The organism is Cylindrospermopsis sp. CR12 (assembly GCF_001432185.1).
Lineage (GTDB): Bacteria > Cyanobacteriota > Cyanobacteriia > Cyanobacteriales > Nostocaceae > Raphidiopsis > Raphidiopsis raciborskii.
This window is the reverse complement of record NZ_LMVE01000069.1, coordinates 32,473-44,942: the sequence shown is the minus strand read 5'-3', so window position 1 is coordinate 44,942 and position 12,470 is coordinate 32,473. Positions and strand designations below refer to the sequence as shown.

Annotated in this window: 15 protein-coding genes; 7 read left to right on the top strand and 8 right to left on the bottom strand. The window is 42.0% G+C overall.

The window, feature by feature from the left end:
- Positions 1-38 precede the first annotated feature (38 nt).
- Together ribD and clpB are read left to right on the top strand one after the other, a co-directional pair.
- Positions 39-1,196, top strand: coding sequence for a bifunctional diaminohydroxyphosphoribosylaminopyrimidine deaminase/5-amino-6-(5-phosphoribosylamino)uracil reductase RibD (ribD, locus tag ASL19_RS08595; RefSeq protein WP_152980413.1), 1,158 nt, complete (start codon positions 39-41; stop codon positions 1,194-1,196).
- A gap of 134 nt (positions 1,197-1,330) precedes the next feature.
- The gene (clpB, locus tag ASL19_RS08590; RefSeq protein ID WP_057178015.1) at positions 1,331-3,946 is read left to right on the top strand and encodes an ATP-dependent chaperone ClpB; all 2,616 of its coding nucleotides are present in this window, start codon (positions 1,331-1,333) and stop codon (positions 3,944-3,946) included.
- Positions 3,947-3,955: 9 nt separating this feature from the next.
- Here clpB and ASL19_RS08585 read toward each other — a convergent pair whose 3' ends face one another.
- Complete coding sequence (locus tag ASL19_RS08585) at positions 3,956-4,462, bottom strand: SRPBCC family protein (protein ID WP_057178014.1); 507 nt, start codon at positions 4,460-4,462, stop codon at positions 3,956-3,958.
- A 111-nt stretch (positions 4,463-4,573) separates the two neighbouring features.
- On the opposite strand from ASL19_RS08585, the gene ASL19_RS08580 reads away from it, so the two are divergent.
- Complete coding sequence (locus tag ASL19_RS08580) at positions 4,574-4,768, top strand: hypothetical protein (protein WP_006277638.1); 195 nt, start codon at positions 4,574-4,576, stop codon at positions 4,766-4,768.
- A 73-nt stretch (positions 4,769-4,841) separates the two neighbouring features.
- On the opposite strand, the gene rpsU (ASL19_RS08575) is transcribed toward ASL19_RS08580, so the two are convergent.
- Positions 4,842-5,021, bottom strand: a complete 180-nt coding sequence (gene rpsU, locus ASL19_RS08575; RefSeq protein ID WP_008226419.1) for a 30S ribosomal protein S21 — start codon at positions 5,019-5,021, stop codon at positions 4,842-4,844.
- Positions 5,022-5,100: 79 nt separating this feature from the next.
- Entirely contained in the window at positions 5,101-5,958 is an 858-nt protein-coding gene (rsmI, locus tag ASL19_RS08570; protein WP_057178046.1) for a 16S rRNA (cytidine(1402)-2'-O)-methyltransferase, read from the bottom strand.
- A gap of 70 nt (positions 5,959-6,028) precedes the next feature.
- Here rsmI and ASL19_RS08565 point away from each other — a divergent pair, with 70 nt between their 5' ends.
- The 4 genes from ASL19_RS08565 (at position 6,029) to rpsU (ASL19_RS08550) (ending at position 8,564) form a co-directional block, all read left to right on the top strand.
- Positions 6,029-6,895, top strand: coding sequence for a sugar kinase (locus tag ASL19_RS08565; protein ID WP_057178013.1), 867 nt, complete (start codon positions 6,029-6,031; stop codon positions 6,893-6,895).
- Positions 6,892-7,743, top strand: a complete 852-nt coding sequence (locus ASL19_RS08560) for a 3'(2'),5'-bisphosphate nucleotidase CysQ (RefSeq protein ID WP_006277634.1) — start codon at positions 6,892-6,894, stop codon at positions 7,741-7,743. Before ASL19_RS08565 ends, ASL19_RS08560 begins: the two co-directional genes overlap by 4 nt.
- Before the next feature lie 176 nt (positions 7,744-7,919).
- Complete coding sequence (locus ASL19_RS08555) at positions 7,920-8,231, top strand: RNA-binding protein (protein ID WP_006277633.1); 312 nt, start codon at positions 7,920-7,922, stop codon at positions 8,229-8,231.
- Positions 8,232-8,369: 138 nt separating this feature from the next.
- Positions 8,370-8,564 carry a 30S ribosomal protein S21 gene (rpsU, locus tag ASL19_RS08550; protein WP_006277632.1) on the top strand — a complete coding sequence of 65 codons (195 nt, stop codon included), beginning with the start codon at positions 8,370-8,372 and terminating at the stop codon, positions 8,562-8,564.
- 87 nt (positions 8,565-8,651) lie between these two features.
- Here rpsU (ASL19_RS08550) and ASL19_RS08545 read toward each other — a convergent pair whose 3' ends face one another.
- The 5 genes from ASL19_RS08545 to ASL19_RS08525 all read right to left on the bottom strand — a co-directional run bounded on the left by ASL19_RS08545 (position 8,652) and on the right by ASL19_RS08525 (position 12,443).
- Positions 8,652-9,866 (bottom strand): geranylgeranyl reductase family protein, encoded by a 1,215-nt coding sequence (locus ASL19_RS08545; protein ID WP_057178012.1) that lies wholly within the window; start codon positions 9,864-9,866, stop codon positions 8,652-8,654.
- 184 nt (positions 9,867-10,050) lie between these two features.
- Positions 10,051-10,299 (bottom strand): hypothetical protein, encoded by a 249-nt coding sequence (locus ASL19_RS08540; protein ID WP_057178011.1) that lies wholly within the window; start codon positions 10,297-10,299, stop codon positions 10,051-10,053.
- Positions 10,300-10,422: 123 nt separating this feature from the next.
- On the bottom strand, positions 10,423-11,007 hold the full coding sequence (locus ASL19_RS08535; protein WP_006277630.1) for an ATP-dependent Clp protease proteolytic subunit: 585 nt from the start codon (positions 11,005-11,007) through the stop codon (positions 10,423-10,425).
- A 47-nt stretch (positions 11,008-11,054) separates the two neighbouring features.
- Positions 11,055-11,699, bottom strand: coding sequence for an ATP-dependent Clp protease proteolytic subunit (locus ASL19_RS08530; RefSeq protein ID WP_040009238.1), 645 nt, complete (start codon positions 11,697-11,699; stop codon positions 11,055-11,057).
- 54 nt (positions 11,700-11,753) lie between these two features.
- Positions 11,754-12,443, bottom strand: coding sequence for an ATP-dependent Clp protease proteolytic subunit (locus ASL19_RS08525; RefSeq protein WP_006277627.1), 690 nt, complete (start codon positions 12,441-12,443; stop codon positions 11,754-11,756).
- Between the last annotated feature and the right edge of the window lie 27 nt (positions 12,444-12,470).

Here is a 12,470-nt window from a genome sequence, read left to right as displayed (position 1 = left end):
CGTAATTCATCATGTATTTATCAGGTGGAAAATAGCTGATGTTAACCCCACTCACAGTACCATCAAATATATTAGATAGCGAGTTTGACGCCCTAATGATGCAAAGGTGTTTAGAACTGGCACGATTAGCTTTGGGACGCACTTCACCCAACCCCCTAGTGGGAGCAGTGGTGGTCAAAGATGGAGAAATTGTCGGCGAAGGTTTTCATCCTCGTGCTGGTGAGCCCCATGCGGAAGTTTTTGCCTTGAGAGCTGCTGGGGAAAGGGCTCGTGGAGCTACTATTTATGTGAGTCTGGAACCTTGTAATCATTATGGAAGGACTCCTCCCTGTTCTCTGTCTTTAATTAACGCGGGTGTGGCTAAGGTAGTGGTGGGGATGGTTGATCCTAACCCATTGGTAGCTGGTGCTGGTATTGCTAGACTGCGTGCAGCAGGTATAGAGGTAATTATAGGAGTAGAAGAAGAAGCTTGTCAGAAACTAAATGAAGGTTTTGTCTATCGTGTTCTACACAAAAAACCTTTAGGCATTTTGAAGTATGCCATGACCTTAGATGGCAAAATTGCTAGTAATTCTGGACACAGCACTTGGATTACAAACAGTCAAGCCCGCAGCGAAGTTCATCAACTCAGAGCAGCTTGTGATGCTGTAATTGTTGGTGGTAACACGGTGAGACGAGATAATCCCCACTTAACAACTCACCAACAAACAGGATATAACCCCTTACGAGTGGTGATGAGTGCCAGTTTGAATTTGCCAGAAAATGCCCATCTTTGGGACACCAGGGTAGCTCCTACCTTGGTATTGACCCAGGAAGGTAGTTCACCTGATTTTCAGCAAATGTTACTCCAAAAGGGTGTAGAAGTGCTGGAACTACCTCTATTAACACCGGGACTGGTAATGGCTCATCTGTATGAGCGTGGCTTTTGTACCGTGCTGTGGGAATGTGGAGGAACTCTAGCTGCAAGAGCAATTGCTGAAAATGCAGTGCAAAAAGTCCTGGCTTTTATTGCTCCCAAAATCATTGGTGGCATAGACGCGCCTACGCCCGTTGGTGACCTGGGTTTGAGTTCTATGACTGAATCTTTAGTTTTAGAACGGGTTAATTGGCGTACTATCGGTTGTGACTGTTTAGTGGAGGGTTACTTGCCACAAAAGACTGTTAATCCGCAGTTAAAAACCACGTCCTCAACTTAAAAAGACCGAAGTATCACATTTGTGTTTTGTACCCATTGGGATAATACTACACGATCGGACCTGGAAGACCGATCCCAAAACAGCTCAATCCCCCATTAAAATTAGACAGAGTTATTTATGATTTATGAAAAAATATGCAGCCAAATAATCCTAACCAATTTACAGAAAAAGCCTGGGAAGCTATTGCTCATACTCCTGATATAGCCAAACAGTACCAACAGCAGCAGCTAGAAAGTGAGCATTTAATGAAAGCCTTGTTAGAACAAGATGGATTGGGAAATGCAATTTTTACTAAAGCTGGAACCAATATTAAAAAAATCACAGATTATACTGAGCAATTTATTATTCGTCAGCCTAAAGTATCAGGATCTAGCACATCCGTATATTTAGGACGGAGCTTAGATACATTATTGGATCGGGCAGAAAAATATCGTCAGGAATTCAAAGATGAATATATTTCTGTAGAGCATATATTGTTGGGATATTGTAAAGATGATCGATTTGGCAAAAATCTACTGCAAGAAGCGGGTCTGGATGAAGCAAAATTAAAAAATATTATTAAACAAATTAGAGGGAGTCAAAAAGTGACAGATCAAAGTCCAGAGGGAAAATATCAATCACTGGAAAAATATGGACGTGACCTCACAGAAGCAGCTAAAAAAGGTCAGCTAGATCCGGTAATCGGTCGGGATGATGAAATTAGGAGAACTATTCAAATTCTCTCCCGCAGAACTAAAAATAATCCTGTATTAATTGGTGAACCAGGAGTGGGTAAGACAGCTATTGCTGAAGGCTTAGCTCAACGAATAGTCGCCGGGGATGTACCCCAATCTTTAAAAGATAGAAAACTCATCGCTTTGGATATGGGAGCTTTAATTGCTGGCGCCAAGTTTAGGGGTGAATTTGAAGAAAGACTCAAGGCCGTATTAAAGGAAGTTACCGAATCTGGTGGTAATATTGTATTATTTATAGATGAGATTCACACGGTTGTTGGTGCGGGTGCTACCCAAGGAGCAATGGATGCGGGCAATCTGTTAAAACCAATGTTGGCACGAGGCGAATTGCGCTGTATTGGAGCCACAACTTTGGATGAATATCGGAAATATCTTGAAAAAGATGCAGCTTTGGAAAGACGCTTTCAACAGGTTTATGTTGATCAACCAGATGTGCCAGATACAATCTCTATTCTCAGAGGGTTAAAGGAAAGGTATGAGGTGCATCACGGCGTGAGAATTTCTGATAGTTCTTTGGTTGCTGCTGCTACTTTATCTAGTCGTTATATTAGCGATCGCTTTTTACCAGATAAGGCTATTGATTTAGTGGATGAAGCTGCTGCTAGATTAAAAATGGAAATTACCTCTAAACCGGAGGAATTAGACGAAATTGATCGCAAAATTCTCCAATTGGAAATGGAGAAGTTGTCTTTACAAAAGGAAAGTGATCCTGCTTCTCGTGAGCGTTTAGAAAGACTAGAAAAAGAGCTGGCTGATCTCAAAGAAGAGCAGGCGGTTCTGAGGATTCAATGGCAGTCGGAAAAAGATATTATCACCAAAATTCAATCAATTAAGGAGGATATTGATAAGATTAATTTAGAAACTCAACAAGCAGAAAGAAATTATGATCTTAATCGTGCTGCTGAGTTGAAACATGGTAAACTTCCTGAACTCCAGAAACAATTGGAAAATACCGAAACCGAACTGGCTAATACCCAAAGAACCGGTAAATCTTTATTACGAGAAGAAGTGACTCCCGGGGATATTGCAGAAGTCATTTCTAAGTGGACTGGTATTCCTATTAGCAAATTAGTCGAATCAGAAAAAGAAAAATTATTGCATTTAGAAGAGGAACTGCATCAGCGCGTAGTTGGACAAGCTGAAGCTGTAACTGCCGTAGCGGATGCGATTCAACGTTCCCGTGCAGGACTTGCAGATCCCAATCGTCCCATTGCCAGTTTTATTTTCCTAGGACCCACGGGTGTGGGTAAAACAGAATTAGCCAAGGCCCTAGCTGCTTATATGTTTGACACAGAAGAATCCATGGTGAGAATTGACATGTCAGAATATATGGAGAAGCATACAGTTTCTAGGTTAATTGGTGCGCCTCCCGGTTATGTTGGTTATGAAGAAGGTGGACAACTGACAGAAACTATTCGTCGTCGTCCCTATGCGGTAATTTTATTTGATGAGATTGAAAAAGCTCACCCAGATGTATTTAATATTTTTCTGCAAATCCTAGACGATGGTCGGGTGACTGACTCCCAAGGTCGAACCGTGGATTTTAAAAATACCATTATTATCATGACTAGTAACATCGGTTCCCAATATATTCTTGATGTTGCTGGAGATGATTCCCGCTACGATGAAATGCGCCATCGAGTCATGGAAACCATGAGAAATAGTTTTCGTCCTGAATTTCTCAATCGTATTGATGAAATTATTATTTTCCACAGTTTGCAAAAGTCGGAGTTACGGAAAATTGTACAACTACAGGTAGAAAGACTCACACAAAGATTAACTGACAGGAAAATGTCTCTAGAACTTTCTGGATCCGCTCTTGACTTTTTAGCAGAAGTTGGATATGACCCCGTATTTGGTGCTAGACCACTTAAACGCGCCCTGCAGCGAGAGTTAGAAACTAAAATCGCTAAGGCCATCTTGCGGGGTGAATTTGATGAGGGGGATACAATTTTTGTCGATGTCCAAAACGAACGTTTAGTTTTCCGTGGTTCACCTCTGGTAGTTCCTGGTTAATTGTCACACTCAACTACACAAAAATTGTCGCATTTTGCGCAGGTTATCCGGTAATCCCCAGGACATTCCCTGTTCAATTAGCATGGAGGGAATAGGAATATTTGGTGTTGCTTCTACCGTATATATTAGTAAGGTACCATTCCCCATATCCTGAAATTGTAGGTTGGCATGAAAATCTTCAAATGTTCCTCTCTCCATCTTAAACTGTATTTGCTTTCCCAAAACTTCTACTACACTTAGATAAATCTCTACTTCAGCTGTAAAAAATAAAAATGCTTTTCGGGCGCGCTGGTACAAAAACTTGACATCTCCCTGAAAGATAAGTTCGCTTTTTGTCAAATCGGGAAAATACTGTACCCAACGTGGATATTCTGTTATTTTATCCCACACATAAGAACGCACTAAGGGTAAATACATAGAAGCAGTCACTGCACCACCCCAACCATTATGGGAACGAGTTTGTACTAGTATTTTCCCATCTATGAGTGATTTATGTTTGTCTTGACTCAAAAACATATACTTCCGCCTAGCTACAATAGTTGTTAAATACTTCTCCAATTAATTACAGTCTGCTGAGTGGATTTTCTGGATATGATTTGAGCAGAATCAGTTTCAGGATATAGTTAAGTGAAACAATCTTCTTTCAATCGTCAGTTAACTCAGTTTGTGGGTATCCTTATAGGTATGGGAATAGCCCTGTTCATACTTAGGGGTTTACGAATTATTACTTTTCTACCCGGTGGTGTCATTGGACTATTATTTTTGGGGGCGATCGCAATTGGTGTTTTAAGTTACTTACAAACAAAATGGTGGCGCTTTTAAATTTGTGTATTACACAACAAGCTAACCTGCGGCATCCACTGAGGGTGCATCGCAGGTGGGCTATATAATAAACTTATTTAAAACGGCGTTTCCGTCTGGCGGCCACAGCTTTCCGTTTGCGCTTTTCCAGGGGGGTCTCAAAGTGACGATGATACTTAACGTCAGCTAAAATACCAGCTTTAGAAACCTGGCGTTTGAACCGACGTAGGGCTGAATCTATTCCTTCGTTTTCTCCTAGAACCACTTGGGTCATTCTTGCTCTGTCCTCAATTTATCAATAATATCCATAGTCATATTACCCCCAAACCTAGCGAGCTGGTTGCAAACTGGTTTCAAACACCCTCTTGGTCAATAGAAAGTGCTAACTGGTACAAATAACGGCGAGAAATAGAAGTTTCTTGAGCCAACTGTCTGCTGGCCTGGGAGCGAGACACTCCCTGTTTGATTATTTCTAAAAGTTCAGCCCTCAGTTGAGCTTCTGTAATTTCAGGTTGACTTGGTGATGCTCCCCCCACTACTAAAGTATATTCCCCCTGGGGATCCTTTTCCCGGTAATAGGCGATCGCCTCTTTTATGTCTCCTCGCCAAATTTCCTCATATAATTTAGTTAATTCCCTAGCCATCACCATGGTTCTACTTCCACCTAGAATCTCTCCCAAATCCTCCAGTGTCTCCCTTAACCGATGGGGTGATTCATAAAACAACAAAGTTCTAGTTTCCGTTAATAAGGTTGCCAAATATTCTCGCCTATGCTGACGCTTAGCTGGTAAAAATCCGTCAAAAACAAACTTACTTGTTGCCAATCCAGAAACACTTAAAGCCGTAATAGCCGCCGTAGCACCGGGAATGGGAACAACATCAATTCCTGCAGCTACACAAGCTGTAATTAACTCATGACCCGGGTCAGAAATTCCTGGCATTCCCGCATCACTGACCAAGGCGATCGCCTTACCATAATGTAGGTAGGTCAAAATTTCGGGAATGCGGCCAGTGCGATTATGTTCGTGATAACTGATTTGGGGGGTGTGAACTTGAAAATGCTGTAATAATTTGCCTGTATGTCTAGTATCTTCCGCTGCGATTATGTCCACAGCTTGTAAAATTCGTACCGCCCGAAAGGTCATATCCTCCAAATTTCCAATGGGAGTACCAACGATATATAATGTTCCTGGTTTCGGTTCAGCTTGCATAAATTTCATTGAGAATGCTTACCCAAATTTCATATTTATCCATCAACAGGTTTACAACCTATGACTTCCGATGAAAAAATCCGCTTTATTTATTGGTTTAATCACCCTGGACCTAATTTATCTAGCCGAATCACCACCTAAGAATAATCAAAAATTAGTTGCCATGGACTATACTGTAGCAGCTGGTGGGCCTGCAACCAACGCTTCCGTTACATTTAGTTATCTAGATAATAACTCTACAATTTTAGGTGTTTTAGGTTCCCATCATCTGACAAAATTAATTAGCACAGACTTAGCCAACTATGAAGTTAAAACAATCGACTTAGATCCTCATAAAAACACACCGCCTCCCGTATCCTCAATTATTGTTACCCAACAAACAGGGGAGCGGGCAGTAATTTCCCTGAATGCGGTCAAAAGTCCTGGGGAGATCAGCTCAATTCCCAGCAACATATTAGAGGGTATAGATCTAATTTTAATTGATGGACATCAAATGGTTGCCAGTAAAACCCTCGTCATGAAGGCCAAAAATCAGAACATTCCCATTGTCATGGATGGAGGTAGCTGGAAAGAAGGACTGGAAGAAATTTTGCCCTATATCGACTATGCCATTTGTTCAGCCAACTTTCAACCTCCTCCATGTGAAACCCGTCAAGATATTTTTACCTATCTCATGGGATTTAACATTCCCCATATAGCAATCACCCAAGGAGAAAAACCTATAGAGTATTATAGCATTGGTCAAACAGGTTCTATCCATGTACCTCAAATCAAAACTGTTGACACCTTGGGCGCTGGAGATATTTTCCATGGTGCTTTTTGCCATTACATTCTACAATCTAGTTTTACCATGGCCTTGGCATTAGCCAGTCAAATTGCAGCTAAATCCTGTGAACTATTTGGCACACGGCGGTGGATGGAGGAGCAAAAACCGTGATCGATTTACAACACATACTAAAAATCACTCGTGGAGTCAGCTGGGGAGCAGCCAACCTACTCAGGTCCTATTATCGGGGAACCGTGGGGGATGGAAACCTAGATATTAAATATGAACAGGATGCTCCTGTAACCATAGCAGATCTGGCAGTTAGTGAGTACATACTCTCACGGTTGCAAGCAGCTTTTGGTCAAGAAAAATTTGGTTATATCTGTGAAGAAACTTATAAAAGTCAACCGGGTCAACACCCTGCAGAATTGGTTTGGATTATAGACCCCCTAGATGGGACAAAGGATTTTATTGGTAAAACCGGAGAATATGCCCTACATATTGCTTTAGTACAAAACAACAGACCAATTTTAGCAGTTGTAGCTATACCAGAAGCAGAAAAAATCTATTATGCTACCAAAGGTGGTGGTACTTTTATGGAAACAGCCAATGGCTGCCAGCAACTAAAAGTAACTAACAACAAAACAATAGAAGATTTAATTCTGGTAGTCACCCGTTCTCACAGAAATGAGAGGTTAGAATATTTACTGGCAAATCTTCCTTGTAAACAACAAAAAGCTATTGGTAGTGTGGGTTGCAAAGTGACCGCTATTGTTGAAGCACAAGCAGACGTTTACATTTCCCTCTCCGGTAAGTCCGCCCCCAAGGACTGGGATATAGCTGCTCCCGAACTAATTTTAACGGAAGCAGGAGGTAAATTTACTCATTTAGATGGCAGTCCCTTAGAATATAACACCGGTGATGTGAACCAATGGGGTTGTTTACTGGCTAGTAACTTTCCGGAACATGAAATACTATCCCAGAAAGCCAAAGAAATATTAACTGAATTTGCAACATAGCACTAAAGCAAAACTTTTTGAGAAAATGTTACTCATTTTTAAGTTCATCGCCAAAAACTATGCTATACTTACGGATAAAAGAATTATTTTCGGTTGAGTAATTCGTTTTAAAATTACTTTAATGCGTCTCTCCGAATCTAACTCTCTACACTGTCGGTTTGGGAGACCATTACTTTATGTCGATTTATGTTGGAAACCTGTCCTATGATGTGACATTAGAAGATCTGAAAAGTGCTTTCTCTAAATATGGCAACGTGAGCAAAGTGCAGCTACCTACTGATAAGGAAACAGGTCGTCCACGGGGGTTTGGTTTTGTAGATATGTCCAGTGAAGCTGAAGAGAACGCAGCAATTGATGCTTTAAATGGTGCAGAATGGATGGGTAGACAACTAAAAGTAAACAAGGCTAGACCCCGTGAAGAAAGATCTTCCCAGGGTACTTGGGGAGGAGGACGTTCTGGCGGTGGTGGTCGCGACCGTCGTTATTAATCCTGATTAATCCTGTAAGGAAAGATTTTTAAATATGGGGTTGTAAAGGTTATGGACTCAGTTCAGTACCTGTTAGAACTTGCCTTCGGCATTTTTACTGTCTAGTTTGTAAGTATTAACTAAAAAGGAGCAACAATAATGACACAAGTAGTTTTAGGGGAAAATGAAGGAATTGAGTCAGCTTTGCGTAGGTTTAAGCGGGAAGTTTCCAAAGCGGGAATTTTCCAGGACATGCGCAAAAACCGTCATTTTGAAACCCCATTAGAAAAAGAAAAGCGAAAAGCAATAGCTAGACACAAGCAACGTCGTCAGCAAAGAACTCGCTTGAAGTAGCAGCGGTTTGAAGCACTCCCCGACCGGAAGGTACGGGGAATACTCATAATATAATATAAACAAATCCTAAATAGTTCTACTATTGTACTAAAACATCAAACTGCGCATTTTGCCTATCATTCGCTCCGCAATTTGATGGAAAGGAGTTTCTCCATAGAGCAAACGAGCGGCAATATGGGTGGCGGTGGGGCGAGTAACTATTTGCTGGTAGCAAAAGTGAGGCCATTGATAGTAAAATCGCGCCATTTGCAGTGCCGCGTCAAAATTAGCAGCAAACTCATGGTGAATTCGCTGGGTATAACTAGAAGTGGTGTTTGTAGCAACGCACTCAGCTGCAAGCATTCCACTTTTAACCGCATGTAAAATTCCGTCCCCAAAAAAGGGATTAATTAGTCCCGCAGCATCCCCAGCTAAAAGAATTTTGCCATCAGGAGTGTGGCATTTTTCCCTACCATCCCATATGGGTAAAGGATGACCATGAAAACGGATTAATTCTGGGTTGTAAGAGATATCCATAAAGTCTAGATACTGACAGATAGCCTGCTGGAGCTGGTCACGAATGCTGTGGTCACTACGACAGTCACGGCGATCGGGTCGAAACAGTCCCGCCCCCACATTCAAATGGTCTTCTTTCGGGAAGATCCACCCATAGCCATTAGGAACAGCACCGTATTCCAAGTGGATCACATCTGGACGTAGATCCTTGGGGTGATCCTGCGTCCAATTATAAGGGTATTCCACCTCCATGGCCAGGGCCATGGTCCTCTCTCGTCTCAAGTTAGCTATTTTGGCTGTGATCCCATTAGCTCCGTCTGCTCCAATCACATAAGGAGCATAAGCTACAAATTCCCCCCCTCCTATTCCACTATCACTCTTAAAAGATCGGGCACGAACAATGACACCATGGGAGTCAATTTCTAAAGACTTAACTGCTAGTCCATCCCGTAAATCCGCTCCTGCTTGTGCTGCTTGTCGCGCTAAGGCATTATCAAATACTGAACGCTGCACCATCCACAACTTGAATTCTGGTTCGCTCCCCGGTGGGTTAATTGCACCTAAAATTGGATGGTCAAACTTCCATGTGTGCCGCATATAGTTGACTTGACAAGCCACTACTGCTTCCGGGACTAAATCAGGTAATAGATTCCCTAATACAGCAGGCATTCCTCCACCGCATGTCTTGTGACGTGGTAGAGGGTACTTTTCAATTAGCGCTACTTTAAGTCCTGTTTTAGCTGCCATCCATGCTGCCGTTGTACCGGCTGGACCTGCTCCACAGACAATCACATCGTAGTTTAACACAGCAAATTCACCCCGAGTGTTGTAAAGTCCTCATTCCCCAAGTGGTTTATTCGCTCATACGGTCAATTAAACCATATTCCTTGGCTTCTTGGGTTGCCACACTTTTGGAAGCTTATAGGTTGGTTGGCTTATTCAACTTTCCGCCCCCGCTTGAAAGCTAGGGGCTACCAACCTTCCAGACTTTTTACGTGTCAGGCGCTAGGATCTTTGTTATTACTTTTTCTTTAAGTGCTAACTTATTATCTTTAATTGCGTCTAGTTCTTTTTGTAGTTCAGGCAAATGCTTTTTAATCTCTTTAAGAACCGCAGTATCAGTTTCTCCTTCAGTTGCTGAACCAGCGGTTGCTAATTTTGCCGTGAACTGGCAGATCTTGCTATCTGGTTCTAAAATTGTCAGAACTGCAAAGAAACTTGCTAAATCTTGTAACTGCATATGTTGCTCCTAGTTTGTTAACTTCCCAACCATAATACATAACTGTTTCACTGGTCAATAAGGCTTAAAAACCACCTGCTTCCTAATCATTACCACGTATAAAGTCCCCATTCCCCAAGTGGTCTATTCAATCACACGGTCAATTAAACCATATTCTTTGGCTTCTTGGGCTGACATAAAGAAATCCCTATCCATATCCTTTTCAATTTTAGATAGGACTTGACCAGTATTGTCAGCATAAATTTGGTTGAGCTGATGACGGATACGTAGAATTTCCCTAGCTTCGATTTCAATGTCAGAAGCTTGGCCACGAGTACCACCGGAAGGTTGGTGAATCATAATTCGGGAATGGGGTAGAGCTAAACGTTTACCCTTCGCTCCAGCAGCTAGGAGGAATGATCCCATGGAAGCAGCTAAACCAACACAAATTGTAACGACTTCCGATTTAATGTACTGTATAGTATCATAAATTGCCATTCCTGCAGTTACAGATCCACCAGGGGAATTGATATACAGGTAAATCGGCTTAGTCTGATCATCGGAATCTAAGTAAAGTAGATAGGCAACAATGGCATTAGCTATACCATCATCCACCTCTTCAGTGAGGAAAATAATTCGCTCCCGAAATAGACGATCCTCTAGATCAATCCATTGCTCGTAATTACTACCAGGAAGACGATAGGGAACCTTGGGAATACCAATGGGCATGACGGTTTAATAGAATAATTAGGGTTTAGATGTACTTTATCTGTGGGTTATAGCTGCTTAGTATTTTCTAAGACATGATCAATTAACCCATATTCCCTAGCTTCTGGAGGGGTCATGTAAAAAATACGCTCACTATCCTGAGCGATTTTTTCGCGAGACTGTCCAGTATTATGGGAAAAAATATCTAGAATCAGGGATTTTTTGCGTAGAACCTCCTGTGCATTCACTTGAATATCCGTAGCTTGACCCCGGGTAGCGCTGCGGAACTGTGCCAAAGCAATACTGCAATGGGGTAGACTCACCCGTTTGCCCTTGGCACCAGAGGAAAGCAACAAAGCAGCCATGGATACAGCTTGTCCTAAGCAAATGGTAACAATTTCTGATTTAACGTGTTGGATAGTATCATAAATTGCCAAACAAGCATTAGTGGACTCCATTCCCGCCATCTCACTAATCATACCAGCCATAACAGGATCACCAAAAGAGTTGATGTAGAGGTAGACAGGTTTGCTTGAGTCCTCTGAGTCAAGATACAGCAGGGAAGAAATGAGAGAATTGGCCAGATCGGTGGTGAGTGGCTGATTCAAAAACAAAATTCGTTCCTGAGCCATACGGGTGTATATATTTACCCATTGCCAGGAATTACTACCGGGAATGTTATAGGGGACTCGGAGGGCGGCATTAACGGACATACGGGTAAGAAAAAACGACTAGAGATGTGGGCAGCAATTGGGGTTATTTTCGTGCTAAACAGGGATGGGCAGGGGTTTAGGCAAATCCTTCATACTTTCTAAAACACGGTCTATTAAACCGTATTCTTTGGCAGCTTGTGGAGTCAAATAGAACATTCTTTCCATATCCTTAGAGATTTTTTCCGGTTGCTGTCCCGTGTTTTTGGAGAAAATGTCTAGAATTGCTGCTTTGTTGGCCAGGACTTCCTTGGCATAAATTTGAATATCCGTAGCCTGACCTCTTGTACCGCTACGAGGTTGATTGAGAACTATTGTAGCATGGGGCAAACTGGCACGAAACCCTTTAGTCCCACAGGAGAGAATAAGTGCTGCTGTACCTATGGCCTGACCAATACAGATAGTATGTACAGGAGTCTTAATGTAGTCTATGGTATCACAAATGGCAAAGGCTTCCGTTTCATAGCCAATAGCATCTCCAGTGTACCAAGATGTACCTGTAGAGTTGATGTAGAAAAAGATGGGTTTGTCTGGGTTGTCAAATTTGAGATACAGTAGTTGGGCAATAATCAACTTGGTGACATCAACCCCCATTTGGCGTTTATATTCATCTGGAGAAACCAAGGGTGTGCCCAGATAAACTATTCTTTCCTTTAGCAATAGGGAGGCCAGGTCTGGTGGTGGTGTACGGTACCAGTTGTCGCTGTAGTAGGAGGTTTGGACAGCTTTGATGGGAGAAGTTTCCATGAACTAAATTGCCTGAGTCTATATTCT

What these genes read in the sequence shown, in the direction of transcription:
- rsmI (WP_057178046.1), bottom strand. Translation starts at nt 5,958, where the DNA reads ATGCAAGCTGAACCGAAACCAGGAACATTATATATCGTTGGTACTCCC.
- ASL19_RS08530 (WP_040009238.1), bottom strand. Translation starts at nt 11,699, where the DNA reads ATGTCCGTTAATGCCGCCCTCCGAGTCCCCTATAACATTCCCGGTAGT.
- ASL19_RS08555 (WP_006277633.1), top strand. Translation starts at nt 7,920, where the DNA reads ATGTCGATTTATGTTGGAAACCTGTCCTATGATGTGACATTAGAAGAT.
- ASL19_RS08585 (WP_057178014.1), bottom strand. Translation starts at nt 4,462, where the DNA reads ATGTTTTTGAGTCAAGACAAACATAAATCACTCATAGATGGGAAAATA.
- rpsU (WP_008226419.1), bottom strand. Translation starts at nt 5,021, where the DNA reads ATGACCCAAGTGGTTCTAGGAGAAAACGAAGGAATAGATTCAGCCCTA.
- ASL19_RS08525 (WP_006277627.1), bottom strand. Translation starts at nt 12,443, where the DNA reads ATGGAAACTTCTCCCATCAAAGCTGTCCAAACCTCCTACTACAGCGAC.
- clpB (WP_057178015.1), top strand. Translation starts at nt 1,331, where the DNA reads ATGCAGCCAAATAATCCTAACCAATTTACAGAAAAAGCCTGGGAAGCT.
- ASL19_RS08535 (WP_006277630.1), bottom strand. Translation starts at nt 11,007, where the DNA reads ATGCCCATTGGTATTCCCAAGGTTCCCTATCGTCTTCCTGGTAGTAAT.
- ASL19_RS08565 (WP_057178013.1), top strand. Translation starts at nt 6,029, where the DNA reads ATGAAAAAATCCGCTTTATTTATTGGTTTAATCACCCTGGACCTAATT.
- ribD (WP_152980413.1), top strand. Translation starts at nt 39, where the DNA reads ATGTTAACCCCACTCACAGTACCATCAAATATATTAGATAGCGAGTTT.
- rpsU (WP_006277632.1), top strand. Translation starts at nt 8,370, where the DNA reads ATGACACAAGTAGTTTTAGGGGAAAATGAAGGAATTGAGTCAGCTTTG.
- ASL19_RS08540 (WP_057178011.1), bottom strand. Translation starts at nt 10,299, where the DNA reads ATGCAGTTACAAGATTTAGCAAGTTTCTTTGCAGTTCTGACAATTTTA.